Below are 14694 nucleotides of genomic sequence, written 5' to 3' on the forward strand. Positions count from 1 at the left end.
GGTTTTGGGTGATGAGTAAACCGCGTTTCCCTCAACGAGAAATCCATGTCTCAAGCGCCTCCCGCCCAACCCGCCTACGTCCTGCACTCCCGCGCCTACCGCGAAACCAGCGCATTGGTGGACTTTCTCACGCCGCAAGGTCGACTGCGGGCGGTGTTGCGCAGTGCGCGGGGCAAGGCCGGTACGCTGGCGCGGCCATTCGTGCCGCTGGAAGTGGAGTTTCGCGGCAAGGGTGAGTTGAAGAATGTCGGGCGCATGGAAAGCGTCGGCAACGCAACGTGGATGGTCGGCGAGGCGCTGTTCAGCGGCCTGTATCTCAATGAATTGCTGATTCGCCTGTTGCCCGCCGAAGATCCGCATCCTGCGGTGTTTGATCATTACGCCGCGACATTGCTGGCATTGGCCGAAGGCCGGCCGCTGGAGCCGCTGCTGCGTTCCTTCGAATGGCGGCTGCTTGACGATCTCGGTTATGGCTTTTCCCTGAATACCGACATCAATGACGAGCCTATCGCTGCGGACGGTCTCTATCGCTTGCAGGTGGATGCCGGACTCGAACGGGTCTATCTGCTGCAACCCGGCCTGTTCAACGGCACCGAACTGCTGGCCATGGCCGACGCCGACTGGTCGGCCCCCGGCGCGTTGTCCGCCGCCAAGCGCTTGATGCGTCAGGCGCTGGCTGTTCACTTGGGCGGTCGTCCCCTCGTCAGTCGCGAGCTGTTTCGCAAGCCCTGATCTCACCGTATGCTGTGCGCCGAATCTTTCCATTCAGGAGCGCATCCGTGACCACCAGCAATCGCATTCTTCTTGGCGTGAACATCGACCACGTCGCCACCCTGCGTCAGGCCCGTGGCACGCGCTATCCGGATCCGGTCAAGGCTGCGCTGGACGCGGAAGAGGCGGGCGCCGATGGCATCACCGTGCACCTGCGCGAAGACCGTCGGCACATTCAGGAGCGCGACGTGCTACTGCTCAAGGACGTGCTGCAAACCCGCATGAACTTCGAAATGGGCGTCACCGAAGAAATGATGGCGTTCGCCGAACGCATCCGTCCGGCGCACATCTGCCTGGTGCCGGAAACCCGGCAGGAATTGACCACCGAAGGCGGTCTGGATGTGGCGGGGCAGGAAGAGCGGATCAGGGCGGCGGTCGAGCGTTTGTCGAAGATCGGCAGCGAGGTATCGCTGTTCATCGACGCCGACGAGCGGCAGATCGCTGCGTCGAAGCGCGTCGGCGCACCGGCCATCGAACTGCACACCGGGCGTTACGCCGATGCCGAAACGCCGACCGAAGTGGCGGAAGAGCTCAAGCGTGTGGCGGACGGCGTGGCCTTCGGTCTGGCCCAAGGCCTGATCGTGAATGCCGGCCATGGCCTGCACTATCACAACGTCGAGGCGGTTGCCGCGATCAAGGGCATCAACGAGCTGAACATCGGCCATGCGCTGGTGGCGCACGCGTTGTTCGTGGGTTTCAAGTCGGCGGTGTCGGAGATGAAGGCGTTGATCCTGGCGGCTGCCAAACACTAAGTCGCAACATCTTGTGGGAGCAAACTTGCTCCCACATTTGTTTTGGGGATGGGTTAAAGCGGGGCGGGCTCTTGAGCGGGTTTCGACTTGTCGATCCCCGGCACATGCAGATTGCCTTCGGCGACCTGATCGCCCTCGAGTTGCGGCTGGGTCACCCAGGTGAGGATGTCGTAGTAGCGGCGGATGTTCGCCACGAAATGCACCGGTTCGCCGCCCCGGGCGTAGCCGTAGCGGGTCTTGCTGTACCACTGCTTCTGCGACAGGCGCGGCAGGATCTTTTTCACATCCAGCCACTTGTCCGGGTTCAACCCTTCCTTGGCCGCCAGTTTGCGTGCGTCATCCAGATGACCGCTGCCGACGTTGTAGGCCGCCAGGGCAAACCAGGTGCGATCCGGTTCCTGGATCGACTCGTCGAGCTGATCCTTCATGTAGGCCAGGTACTTGGCGCCACCCATGATGCTCTGCTTCGGATCGAGGCGGTTGGACACGCCCATGGCCTGGGCGGTGTTCTGGGTCAGCATCATCAGCCCGCGCACGCCGGTCTTCGAGGTGACCGCCGGTTGCCACAGCGATTCCTGATAACCGATCGCCGCCAACAGGCGCCAGTCGACTTTCTCTTTCTTGGCGTAGGCCTTGAAGTGCTGTTCGTATTTGGGCAGCCGCTGCTGCAAGTGCTGGGCGAAGGTGGTGGCGCCCATGTAGCCGAGGACGTCGACGTGGCCGTAATAACGGTCCTTCAGACGTTGCAGGGTGCCGTTCTTCTGCACCTTGTCCAGATAACTGTTGATCTCGTTGAGCAGGCTGTTGTCTTCGCCGGCCGCCACGGCCCAGCTCTGGCTGCGTGCGTCGCCGAGGTCGAAGGCCACGCGGATGTTGGTGAAGTACACCTGGTTCATCGCCACTTCGTTGGAATCGACCAGGGTCAGGTCGATCTGACCTTCATCGACCATGCGCAGCAGGTCGACCACTTCAACGGCGTCGGATTCTTCGTACTGGATGCCAGGATATTTCTGTTTCAGCTCCGCCAGTTGTTCGGCGTGGGTGCTGCCCTTGAGCACCATGATCTTCTTGCCCACCAGATCGCCGGCGTCGGTAGGACGAGATTGGCCGTTGCGATAGATGATCTGCGGGGTGACTTCGAGGTAGGAGCGGGAGAAGCGCACCTGTTTCTTGCGCTGTTCGCTGCTGACCAGACCGGCGGCCGCCAGTACCGGGCCGTTCGGCTTGCCGACCTGGTTGAACAGATCGTCGAGGTTGTCGGCGGTTTCGATCTTCAGCTCGACCCCCAAATCGTCGGCGAAGCGCTTCACCAGCTCGTATTCGAAGCCGGTTTCACCGCTGCGATCCTGAAAGTAGGTGGCGGGGCTGTTTCGGGTGACCACCCGCAGCACGCCATCCTCCTTTACGCGCTCGAGTGTGTTGGGTTTATCAACACAGCCACTGAGCATCAGGAAGAGTCCGGTAGCGATCAGCCATTTGGCGTACCGCGGACGCAAAGCCGTTGGGGAAAACATGTGCGCAGTATACGCAAAGGACAACGGGCGCCATATCTCGACAGTTGCAGGGTTGTCTGCTAGGGATCACAAAACCGCTCGAAACCCCGCAGGAATGGGCCCGAAAGGCATTTTGTGACAGAAAAAATAACCCGCGTTCCGACACCCCGTAAATTTGACCCTCAAGGCAGGAACACCACTCGACATCCGGGTGCAACCGTGCGTAGCGTTTCGGGTGATGTTGAGGGCGGTTTAGGCTAGAATGCACGGCCTCAAAGCACACCCCTTCCCGAGGCTGTCCCGAAGATGTTGATCCTGCGCGGCGCTCCTGCCCTTTCTGCCTTTCGCCACAGCAAACTCCTTGAGCAACTGAGCCAGAAGGTTCCGGCTGTCAGTGGCTTGTATGCTGAATTCGCTCACTTCGCCGAAGTCACCGGCGTCCTGACCGGCGACGAACAGCAGGTGCTTGCGCGCCTTCTGAAGTACGGTCCAAGCGTTCCGGTTCAAGAGCCGACCGGTCGTCTGTTCCTGGTGTTGCCGCGTTTCGGCACCATCTCGCCATGGTCGAGCAAGGCCAGCGACATCGCCCGCAACTGCGGCCTGAGCAAGATCCAGCGCCTGGAGCGCGGCATCGCGTTCTACGTGGCCGGTCAGTTCAGCGAAACCGAAGCGCAGCAGATTGCAGACGTACTGCATGACCGCATGACTCAGATCGTTCTGGCCAACCTCGAGCAGGCCGCCGGTCTGTTCAGCCACGCCGAACCGAAACCGCTGACCGCCATCGACATCCTCGGCGGAGGTCGCGCCGCACTGGAAAAAGCCAACGTCGAACTGGGTCTGGCCCTGGCTGAAGACGAGATCGATTATCTGGTCAACGCCTTCAACGGTCTCAAGCGCAACCCGCACGACATCGAACTGATGATGTTCGCCCAGGCCAACTCCGAGCACTGCCGCCACAAGATCTTCAACGCCAGTTGGGATATTGACGGCGAGAGCCAGGAAAAAAGCCTGTTCGGCATGATCAAGAACACCTATCAGATGCACAGCGAAGGCGTGCTGTCCGCTTACAAGGACAACGCTTCGGTGATCGTCGGCAACGTCGCCGGCCGCTTCTTCCCGGATCCGGAAACCCGCCAGTACGGCGCGGTGCAGGAACCGGTGCACATCCTGATGAAGGTCGAAACCCACAACCACCCGACCGCGATCGCTCCGTTCCCGGGCGCGTCCACCGGTTCCGGCGGCGAGATCCGCGACGAAGGTGCAACCGGTCGTGGCGCCAAACCGAAGGCCGGCCTGACCGGTTTCACCGTATCGAACCTGCAGATCCCGGGCTTCGAACAGCCGTGGGAAGTGCCGTACGGCAAGCCTGAGCGCATCGTCAACGCGCTGGACATCATGATCGAAGGCCCGCTGGGCGGCGCCGCGTTCAACAACGAATTCGGTCGTCCGGCCCTGACCGGCTACTTCCGTACCTTCGAACAATCGATCACCACCCCGCACGGTGACGAAGTTCGCGGTTACCACAAGCCGATCATGCTCGCTGGCGGCATGGGCAACATCCGTGAAGAACACGTCAAGAAAGGCGAGATCGTCGTCGGCTCCAAGCTGATCGTCCTCGGCGGCCCGGCGATGCTGATCGGTCTGGGCGGCGGTGCTGCTTCCTCCATGGCCACCGGCACCAGTTCTGCAGATCTGGACTTCGCTTCGGTTCAGCGTGAAAACCCTGAAATGGAGCGTCGCTGCCAGGAAGTCATCGACCGTTGCTGGCAGCTGGGCGACAAGAACCCGATCAGCTTCATCCACGACGTGGGTGCGGGCGGTCTGTCCAACGCCTTCCCGGAACTGGTCAACGACGGCGACCGCGGTGGCCGTTTCGAACTGCGCAACATTCCAAACGACGAGCCGGGCATGGCCCCGCACGAAATCTGGTCCAACGAATCCCAGGAACGTTACGTTCTGGCGGTCGGCCCGGCCGATTTCGAGCGCTTCAAGGCGATCTGCGAACGTGAGCGTTGCCCGTTTGCCGTTGTCGGTGAAGCTACCGCCGAGCCGCAACTGACCGTGACCGACAGCCACTTCGGCAACAACCCGGTGGACATGCCACTGGAAGTGTTGCTGGGCAAGGCCCCGCGCATGCACCGTTCGGTGGTTCGCGAAGCCGAGCTGGGTGATGACTTCGATCCGTCGAACCTCGACATCGGCGAAAGCATCGAACGCGTCCTGCACCACCCGGCCGTGGCAAGCAAAAGCTTCCTGATCACCATCGGCGACCGCACCATCACCGGCCTTGTGGCCCGTGACCAGATGGTCGGCCCATGGCAGGTTCCGGTGGCCGACGTTGCCGTCACCGCCACCAGTTTCGACGTCTACACCGGTGAAGCGATGGCGATGGGCGAGCGCACTCCGCTGGCGCTGCTGGACGCTCCGGCGTCGGGCCGCATGGCCATCGGCGAAACCCTGACCAACATTGCCGCCTCGCGCATCAACAAGCTCTCCGACATCAAACTGTCGGCGAACTGGATGTCCGCTGCCGGCCACCCGGGCGAAGACGCGCGTCTGTACGACACCGTGAAAGCGGTCGGCATGGAACTGTGCCCTGAGCTGGGCATCACCATCCCGGTCGGCAAGGACTCGATGTCCATGGCCACCCGCTGGAACGACAACGGCGAAGACAAGACTGTCACCTCGCCAATGTCCCTGATCGTGACCGGTTTCGCGCCAGTGGCTGACATCCGTCAGACCCTGACCCCGGAACTGCGCATGGACAAGGGCACCACCGACCTGATCCTGATCGACCTCGGTCGCGGCCAGAACCGCATGGGCGCCTCGATCCTGGCGCAGGTTCACGGCAAGCTCGGCAAGCAGGCTCCGGACGTCGACGACGCCGAAGACCTGAAAGCCTTCTTCGCAGTGATCCAGGGCCTCAACGCCGACGGTCACCTGCTGGCTTACCACGACCGTTCCGACGGTGGTCTGCTGACCTCCGTGGTGGAAATGGCCTTCGCCGGTCACTGCGGTCTGAGCCTTAACCTGGACAGCGTTGCCGAAAGCTCCGCTGAAATCGCCGCCATCCTGTTCAACGAAGAACTGGGTGCCGTGATCCAGGTTCGCCAGGACGCCACCCCGGACATCCTCGCGCAATTCAGCGCTGCCGGTCTGGGCGACTGTGTGTCGGTGATCGGTCAGCCGATCAACAATGGCCAGATCAACATCACCTTCAACGGTGACACCGTGTTCGAAGGCCAGCGTCGTCTGCTGCAACGTCAGTGGGCCGAGACCAGCTACCAGATCCAGCGTCTGCGCGACAACGCCGACTGCGCCGAGCAAGAGTTCGATGCGCTGCTGGAAGAAGACAACCCGGGCCTGAGCGTCAAGCTGAGCTACGACGTCAACCAGGACATCGCTGCGCCTTACATCAAGAAAGGCATTCGCCCACAGGTTGCCGTGCTGCGTGAGCAGGGCGTCAATGGTCAGGTGGAAATGGCCGCTGCGTTCGACCGCGCCGGTTTCAACGCGATCGACGTGCACATGAGCGACATTCTGGCCGGCCGTGTCAACCTGAACGAGTTCAAAGGTCTGGTGGCCTGCGGTGGTTTCTCCTACGGCGACGTTCTCGGCGCCGGTGAAGGCTGGGCCAAGTCCGCACTGTTCAACAGCCGTGCCCGCGATGCGTTCCAGGGCTTCTTCGAACGTAACGACAGCTTCACCCTCGGCGTGTGCAACGGTTGCCAGATGATGTCCAACCTGCACGAGCTGATCCCGGGCAGCGAGTTCTGGCCGCACTTCGTGCGCAACCGCTCCGAGCAGTTCGAAGCGCGCGTGGCGATGGTTCAGGTTCAGGAGTCGAACTCGATCTTCCTGCAGGGCATGGCCGGTTCGCGCATGCCGATCGCCATCGCTCACGGTGAAGGCCATGCCGAGTTCTCCAGCGAAGAAGCACTGCTGGAAGCTGATCTGTCCGGTTGCGTGGCGATGCGTTTCGTCGACAACCATGGCAAGGTCACTGAAGCCTATCCGGCTAACCCGAACGGTTCGCCGCGCGGGATCACCGGTCTCACCAGCCGTGATGGCCGTGTGACGATCATGATGCCGCACCCGGAGCGTGTGTTCCGTGCCGTGCAGAACTCGTGGCGTTCGGAAGACTGGAACGAAGACGCGCCTTGGATGCGTATGTTCCGTAATGCTCGTGTGTGGGTGAACTAAGCGCTGTGTACAAGCTCGCTTTTTTTGTTCCCGACAGTCATGTCGAGTTGGTCAAGGAGGCTGTGTTCGCTGCCGGTGGTGGGCGGATCGGTGATTATGACCACTGTGCGTGGCAGGTGCTTGGATCTGGTCAGTTTCGGCCTTTGGACGGGAGTCAGCCGTTCATGGGTGAGGCGGGGCGGGTTGAGCGGGTCGAAGAGTGGAAGGTTGAGCTTGTTGTTGGCGATGAGTTGATTCGCTCGGTAGTGGCGGCTCTTAAGTTGAGCCATCCCTACGAGACGCCGGCTTATGAAGTGTGGCGGTTGGAGGATTTTTGATCTTCCTTGGCTGCTGAAACGGGAAACCCGCTGAGAGAGATTTCAGCGGGTTTTTTGTTTCCGTTTTTTAACTGGTAATGCCAAAGGGCTATATACGATGATGAGGGCATAATGAAAAAAGGAATTATCAAATGCTGTTTGCTTGTCATCGTTTAGCCCTGTGTGTCGCAACGGTTGTGTTGGGTGGCCTGTTGAGTCAGGTGAGTTCAGCAGAGACGCTAGGCGATACCCAGAATAGCGTTGGCCTTCCTGACATGCGTGATGCCAACCTCAAGAGTTATGCCCGGACGGCCAACGGTGCCCGTGCCGCTGAGAGCATTCAATCAATCAGTGTTTTACTTGATTCGGACCCGATTTATGGGCCTCCAGGACACGGATTTCCGGTAAATGGGGGTCAATACAACGTCTTTTCCAACATGATCATCGCGCTATCCCCAAGTGCTGCCGACGTTGGTGTGGCCATCGAAAGCCTGGCAGCTGGCAGTAACGCCAACCTGAGCAGCGCCACTCTTGCGGCCAGTTCGTCGGTGATCAACAGCATGCGTATGGCGATGCAGCCAATAGACGGTGACAGTGGTTTGCCGGTGGGGCTGGATTCATCGCAAACCCCATTTCTCGCAGACTCCGGTGTGCCAAGCGCTTTACGCAACTTGAACAATCCTGGCGCACAGGGTCGGGTATGGCTGCAAGGTACAGGCAACTACGGCAGGCTCGACGGCGAGCATGGTACCGACAGTCTTGAACAACGTACCGTCGGCAGCGTGCTGGGGGTTGACTGGTCGCTCTCGTCCTTGTGGCGAATAGGCGTTCTAGGCGGCTATTCGAAAAGTAATCTGGATAGCCATAACCTCGATGGCCAACTTCGCAGTTGACATGTCGGTGCTTACGCCATGCGCGAGGACGGCCCGTTTGTTTTACGCCTGGGAGCGGCTTACAGCAGTCATGACGGGGATAACCGACGCACCGTTGAATTTACCGGTTTCAGCGAACGCCCCAAAGGCCGATATGACGCCGACAGCCAGCAGGCATTTGCCGAGGCGGGTTATCGACTGGGCAGCGGACGATGGAGCGTCGAGCCGTTCGCGAGCCTGGGATACCAGCGGTATCACCGTGATCAATTCACCGAGAAAGGTGGAATGTCGGCGCTGGCTGTCGATGCTCAGACTCAGGACAATTTAAGCAGTACGTTCGGCGTGCGATTGGCGCAACGCCATCAACTGCCGAACGGCATCAGCCTGAAGCCGCGTACCAGCTTGGGCTGGCGTCATACTTACGGTGATGTCGACAGTCAGACCCGGCAGGCGTTCGTGCTGGGTGGTAACGCATTCAAGGTTGAAGGTACGCCGCTGGATCGAGACAGCCTGGCGGTGGAGGCCGGGCTGGATGTCGGGCTTTCGGCGCGTCATACCCTCAGCGTCGGGTATAGCGCGGACCTCAGCAGCAACAGTCGCAATCACGCATTGATCGGGCAGTGGCAGGTGAGTTTCTAAGAGCAGTATGCACGTCTACCCACGCCCCGGCTCACCGCAAACCGGGTGGTGAATCGGGGACGATCCTCAAACCTGAGGTCGCAACAGTGACTAGCTTTGATGGGCGTCAGAATTTTTACTGCAAGCTGATAAACCCACCATTTTTCCTACCACTTTTTCAGGTTGTCCCTCGGAAATCACATCCCTACCTTGGCGATCTCGTTGTTGAAACAATCGCCAGGATCCGAGGTTTAAAATGGAATTGCTTGATGTAGTCACTCCTCGCATCAATACGAGTACTGGATTGGGGCAGGCTTTGATTTCGATGTTCAAGTCGGTCGAAGCAGAGTTGATGCAAGAGAATGCTGTCTTCGGTGCAGTGAAGATCATTGTGTTCGGAGGATGCGCAGTTCATCTCTATACAAATCACCGCATTTCCATCGATGTTGACGCTGAGATTTATGAAGCTTGCATTCCTGACGGGCTAGATCTTCAAGCCCTGCTCGCGCAGGTCCCGGAGCCTTTTATGGACGAGCAATCAGCTCGAATGATGGAGCTGAACTATGACCTGCAATACAACACGAGTTTTGGTCCGATTCATGAGGACTACTGGGCACGTAGTATCCCGCTTTTAGAGTTTTCACAGATGTCTCCACTACAGGTCCACATTGCAGCGCCTGTCGACGTTGCTATAACAAAGCTTGGGAGGGCTACAGATCACGACATTGGGAATATCAACGCGCTTCTTCGATCCGGTTTCATTCTGTCCAGTGAGTTCCGGCGTCTGGCATTGCAGGCCATTGATGTATATGTTGGCAACAAAGAGCCGCCTACCTCGGTGCTGACCAATATTTTGCAAGACTACCTGGAGGAATCAGATGTTGAAGTCATTTGACGATCACGTCCTTTCATCCGCATTGGACACTTTGGTCAGAAGCCCTCTGGATCAGGCTGATGGGGTAGCGTTGGTGAATGCCGCCAAGGAAGTCTGGTATTCAGAGTCGAATCTTGAGAGTGAGGTCAAAACCTTCCTCGCGTTTCATTGCGATGAAACCGAGCGCCGTCGGGCGGCTTATCTGCTTGAGCGATTCACTCGTTTTGCTTGCGTATCGGATAACCGCGTAGTGGAAACTCTTCACGCGCTTGAGCTTTTCACCCATTCAACACCCAAGCGGAACGTGACGCCTCAAAAAGCGGTTTCTTTACGCAATCGTTGTGATGAGTTGGCTGTCGCTTGGGGATTGAAAGAAAGTCTGGGTTTGAAAGTTCAGACACTCATGCCATTCCAGACCCGGCACTACGAGGCAGAACAGCGAGGAAAGCTGTCTTGAGGTTAATGCGCATAAACAGAAAACCCGGCCTAGGCCGGATTTCTTGTTTTTAATCGCTTCAAGTCGAAACTTGATGGCAACCATCAGACTTTAGCACTCACCTCACTCCGATTAACCAATCCTTCAAGCGCCACACTCAAACTCTGCGCCCGGTCACCCACCAACAGATGCCACACGCCATCTTCCAGCGCGCTCACACCCAGACACCCAAGCTCTTTCAATCGGCTTTCCGACAGCGCTTTGCCATCGGCCAGTTGCAGGCGGATCCGGCTCATGGCGATGCAGTCGAGTTGCAGCACGTTGTCGCTGCCGCCCAGAGCGGTCAGCCATTGCTGGGCCTGGGGTGTGGAGACTGCGACGGGTTCGTTGGTTTCGACAACTGCGACGGGGGCAGTCGCCACTGCACGACCCAATTCGGGCATCGCCAGGCGGATTTCGTCGGCAATGCTGTCGGCCATCGGTCCGACGACCACCTGCAGACTGCCGCCCTTGCCCGGGCGTACCACGGCCATTGCGCCCAGCGCTTTCAAATCAGCATCCGACGCTTTGTTGCGATCGACCATTTCCAGTCGCAGCCGCGTAGTGCACGCGCCAACCGTAACCAGATTCTCCGCACCACCAAGTGCCTTGATGTAAGCCCCGGCGCGTTCGTTTTCGGTCAGGACCGCTTTGTCGGCGGTGGCGACGTCTTCGCGGCCCGGGGTTTTCAGGTTGAAGCGGCGGATGCAGAAATCGAACACCGCGTAGTAGATGACCGCATACGCCAGGCCTACCGGCACCACCAGCCAGCCGTTGGTCGAGCGTCCCCAACCCAGCACCATGTCGATGAAGCCGCCGGAGAAGGTGAAGCCCAGGTGGATGTTCAGTGCGTTGGTGATTGCCATCGACAGGCCGGTCAGCAGCGCATGCAGCAGAAACAGCAGCGGTGCGAGGAACATGAAGGCGAATTCGATGGGTTCGGTGACGCCGGTGAGGAACGCGGTCAGGGCCATCGACAGGAAGATCCCGCCCATGACTTTGCGTCGCTCCGGCAGGGCGTTGCGATACATCGCCAGGCAGGCGGCGGGGAGGCCGAAGATCATGACCGGGAACATGCCGGTCATGAACTGGCCGCCTTTCGGGTCGCCGGCGAAGTAGCGGGACAGGTCGCCGGTGACCAGCGCGCCGGTGGTCGGGTCGGTGAAGTTGCCGAACACGAACCAGGCCATGTTGTTGAGGATGTGGTGCAGGCCGGTGACGATCAGCAGGCGGTTGAACACGCCGAAGACGAACGCGCCAAAGCTGCCGCTTTCCATCAGCAACGTCCCGAAGCTGTTGATGCCGTGCTGGATCGGCGGCCAGATGTAGCCGAACAGCACGCCCAGGCCGACCGCGCTGAAACCGGTGACGATGGGGACGAAACGCCGGCCGCCGAAGAACGCCAGGTACTCCGGCAGCTTGATGTCCTTGAAGCGGTTGTACAGCGCGCCAGCCATCAGGCCGCTGACGATCCCGGCGAGCATGCCCATGTTGATGCTGGCGTCGAGCACCTTGAGGGTGGAGATCATCACCAGGTAACCGATCACCCCGGCGAGGCCTGCGGTGCCGTTGTTGTCACGGGCGAAGCCGACCGCGATGCCGATGGCGAAGATCATTGCCAGGTTGGCGAAGATCACCTGGCCGGCGTCGTGGATGATCGCGATGTTCAGCAGGTCAGTGTCGCCCAGGCGCAGCAGCAGGCCGGCGATCGGCAGGATCGCGATCGGCAGCATCAGCGCGCGGCCGAGGCGTTGCAGGCCTTCGATGAAGAGTTGGTACATGGCGTTTGTCCTTGTTGTTTTTGTTAGCGCAGAGGCCAATGTTGATGACAGGCATGACGCACCGCGGCGGCGCTGCTCAGCTTGAGCAAGTCCCGGGCGAGGCGTTGGCATTCGGCTTCGTGCAGCTGGCGCACGCGGTCCTTGATTTCGCCGATCTGTACCGGGCTCACCGACAGTTCGGTCACGCCCAGGCCGATCAACACCGGCGTCGCCAGCGGATCGGAAGCCAGGGCGCCGCACACGCCGACCCAGCGTTTATGCACCGCCGCGCCTTCGCAGGTCATGGCGATCAGGCGCAGCAGCGCCGGGTGCAGGGCATCGACCCGTGCGGCGAGGCCGGCGTGGTCGCGGTCCATGGCCAGGGTGTATTGCGACAGGTCGTTGGTGCCGATGGACAGGAAGTCCGCGTGCTCGGCCAGTTGCTCGGCCTGTAGCGCGGCGGCCGGGACTTCGATCATCACGCCGATTTCCGGACGTTGATTGATGCCCAGCTCTAGGCACAGCGCATCGACCCGCTGGCGGATGTGCAGCAGTTCGTCGACTTCGGTGACCATCGGCAGCAGGATCCGGCAACGCTGCAACGGGCTGACTTGCAGCAGCGCACGCAGTTGCTGATCGAGGATTTCCGGGCGGGCCTGGGCCAGGCGAATACCGCGCAGGCCGAGTACCGGGTTGGCTTCCACTGGCAGCGGCAGGTAGTCGAGTTGTTTGTCGCCGCCGACGTCGATGGTGCGGATGATCACTGACTTGTCGCCCATGGCATCGATCACGGCTTGATAGGCAGCGCGTTGTTCTTCGACGTCCGGCGCAGTGTGGCGATCGACGAACAGGAACTCGGTGCGCAACAGGCCGACGCCGTCGGCGCCGTTGGCAAACGCATCCGCCGCTTCATGGCTGGACGCGACGTTGGCGACCACTTCGATGGCCACGCCGTTCCGGGTTTCCGCCGGCAGATGGGCCTGAGCTTGCTGGGCATCGCGCCGTTGTTGGCGGTCGATCTGCGCCTGGCGGACTTCGGCCAGACGCTCGGCATTCGGCGTCAGTTCGAGGCGACCGCCGTCGGCGTCGAGGACCACCGATTGGCCTTGCGCCTGATCGAGCAGTGCCGAGCCCAATGCGACCATGCATGGCAAGCCTTTGCCACGGGCCAGAATCGCCACGTGGGAAGTTGCGCCCCCTTCGGCCATGCACAAACCGGCGACGCCTTGCGCGCTGAGTTGCAGCAGGTCCGACGGCGTCAGTTCGTGGGCGGCGACGATGGCGCCGGCCGGCACTTCGTAGTGCCAGGTTTCGCCGAGCAGGGCACGCAGCACCCGTTGCTTGAGGTCGCGCAGATCGTTGGCGCGTTCGGCCAGCAGCGGGCTGCCGGTGTTTTGCAAAACCTCGCATTGCGCGTCGATGGACTGGCTCCAGGCGTGGGTCGCCGCGGTGCCGGTTTCAATCGATTGCTGGGCGGCGTCGAGCAGGGCCGGGTCTTCCAGCAAGGCCAGATGCGCGGCGAAGATGGCTTCTTCGTCGGCATTGCGGTGTTTTTTCGCCTGGGCGAGGGTGCCGTCGATTTCGCTGCGGACCTGATTCAGCGCGGTGTCGAGAATCTGCAATTGGTGCTCGGGCTGATGATTGCCGGTGTCGGCCGGCAGGCTGATCGCGTTCAAACGAAACAGCGGCCCGCCGACCAGGCCCGGTGCGGCGCAAACACCGTGCAACACGCCAGCCTCGGCCGGACGATTGCGTGGTGTGGTGGCAACCGGTGCGGCGGCGTGATGATCTTCGGCCAGGGCGGTGGCCAGTGCGGTGAGCAAGGCTTGCAACGCCGCCTGTGCGTCCGGGCCCTGGCAAGTGACCTGCACTTCGTCCTGCTCGCCAATCGCAAGGCCCATCAAACCGATGAGGCTGTTGCACGGTGCCGACTTACCGGCGAAATGCAGCTGCGACTGGCTCTTGAAACCTTGCGCCGTCTGGCGGATCAACGCCGCCGGGCGTGCATGCAGACCGCCGCGATGGGCGACCTGCACGTGGCCGTGAACTTCCGGGCCGCCGAGTTCCTCTGTGTTCGCCGCTGCGCTGTGACGAGCGACGATGTGCAGCAGCGGTTCACCCACCTTCACCGTTTTCAGGGTGATGGGGCGCGCCTGGAAATCCTGGCTGTTGGTCAGGATCAGCAGGCTGACCAGGCTTTTGCACTGGCGGCCGACCTTGTCCAGGTCATAGCGCAGCAGCGGCTGGCCATTGCTGACCCGCGCGCCTTCCTTGACCAGCATCGAGAAGCCTTCGCCCTGCAACTCCACCGTGTCCAGACCAAGGTGCAGCAACAGCTCGGCGCCGTTGTCGGCGCGAACGGTCAGTGCATGGCCGGTGCGGGCGACGTGAATCACCACGCCGGCGCAGGGCGAATACAGGGTGTCGTTCAGCGGATCGATGGCAATGCCGTCGCCCATCGCGCCGCTGGCGAACACCGCGTCCGGAACTTTGGCGAGCGTGAGCACCGGGCCGCTGAGCGGGGCGCTTAAAGTCAGCTCTTTATTGTTGTTGTGCATGGCTCGGTCTCATCAGGAAAAC

9 protein-coding genes and 1 pseudogene are annotated in these 14694 nt (G+C 60.7%); 7 read left to right on the forward strand and 3 right to left on the reverse strand.

Going from position 1 to position 14694, the window contains the following annotated elements; translation table 11 throughout:
• Positions 1 to 45: 45 nt before the first annotated feature.
• Together recO and pdxJ are read left to right on the forward strand one after the other, a co-directional pair.
• Positions 46 to 732 carry a DNA repair protein RecO gene (recO, locus tag AC0R79_RS06225; RefSeq protein WP_474733710.1) on the forward strand — a complete coding sequence of 229 codons (687 nt, stop codon included), beginning with the start codon at positions 46 to 48 and terminating at the stop codon, positions 730 to 732.
• A 47-nt stretch (positions 733 to 779) separates the two neighbouring features.
• A complete protein-coding gene (gene pdxJ, locus AC0R79_RS06230; RefSeq protein WP_064382428.1) occupies positions 780 to 1523 on the forward strand; it encodes a pyridoxine 5'-phosphate synthase in 744 nt (247 codons plus the stop codon).
• A 53-nt stretch (positions 1524 to 1576) separates the two neighbouring features.
• On the opposite strand, the gene mltF is transcribed toward pdxJ, so the two are convergent.
• Positions 1577 to 3037 (reverse strand): membrane-bound lytic murein transglycosylase MltF, encoded by a 1461-nt coding sequence (mltF, locus tag AC0R79_RS06235; protein WP_011332593.1) that lies wholly within the window; start codon positions 3035 to 3037, stop codon positions 1577 to 1579.
• 285 nt (positions 3038 to 3322) lie between these two features.
• Here mltF and purL point away from each other — a divergent pair, with 285 nt between their 5' ends.
• The 5 genes and pseudogenes from purL to AC0R79_RS06260 all read left to right on the forward strand — a co-directional run bounded on the left by purL (position 3323) and on the right by AC0R79_RS06260 (position 10336).
• A complete protein-coding gene (gene purL, locus AC0R79_RS06240) occupies positions 3323 to 7219 on the forward strand; it encodes a phosphoribosylformylglycinamidine synthase (RefSeq protein WP_474733713.1) in 3897 nt (1298 codons plus the stop codon).
• A gap of 5 nt (positions 7220 to 7224) precedes the next feature.
• Positions 7225 to 7536: a YqfO family protein gene (locus AC0R79_RS06245; RefSeq protein ID WP_085608166.1), complete on the forward strand. Its 312-nt coding sequence runs from the start codon at positions 7225 to 7227 to the stop codon at positions 7534 to 7536.
• A 239-nt stretch (positions 7537 to 7775) separates the two neighbouring features.
• Positions 7776 to 9026 (forward strand): annotated as a pseudogene (locus tag AC0R79_RS06250) (autotransporter outer membrane beta-barrel domain-containing protein); the annotation flags it as partial.
• A gap of 235 nt (positions 9027 to 9261) precedes the next feature.
• Positions 9262 to 9900, forward strand: a complete 639-nt coding sequence (locus tag AC0R79_RS06255) for a DUF6036 family nucleotidyltransferase (RefSeq protein WP_474733715.1) — start codon at positions 9262 to 9264, stop codon at positions 9898 to 9900.
• On the forward strand, positions 9884 to 10336 hold the full coding sequence (locus tag AC0R79_RS06260) for a hypothetical protein (protein ID WP_127797006.1): 453 nt from the start codon (positions 9884 to 9886) through the stop codon (positions 10334 to 10336). The genes AC0R79_RS06255 and AC0R79_RS06260 overlap by 17 nt, the downstream gene beginning before the upstream one ends.
• Positions 10337 to 10419: 83 nt before the next feature.
• On the opposite strand, the gene nagE is transcribed toward AC0R79_RS06260, so the two are convergent.
• Positions 10420 to 12135, reverse strand: a complete 1716-nt coding sequence (gene nagE / locus AC0R79_RS06265; RefSeq protein WP_474733717.1) for an N-acetylglucosamine-specific PTS transporter subunit IIBC — start codon at positions 12133 to 12135, stop codon at positions 10420 to 10422.
• A gap of 23 nt (positions 12136 to 12158) precedes the next feature.
• On the reverse strand, positions 12159 to 14672 hold the full coding sequence (gene ptsP, locus AC0R79_RS06270; RefSeq protein WP_474733719.1) for a phosphoenolpyruvate--protein phosphotransferase: 2514 nt from the start codon (positions 14670 to 14672) through the stop codon (positions 12159 to 12161).
• Positions 14673 to 14694: the final 22 nt, after the last annotated feature.

Source organism: Pseudomonas sp. HD57-3, from assembly GCF_056113135.1.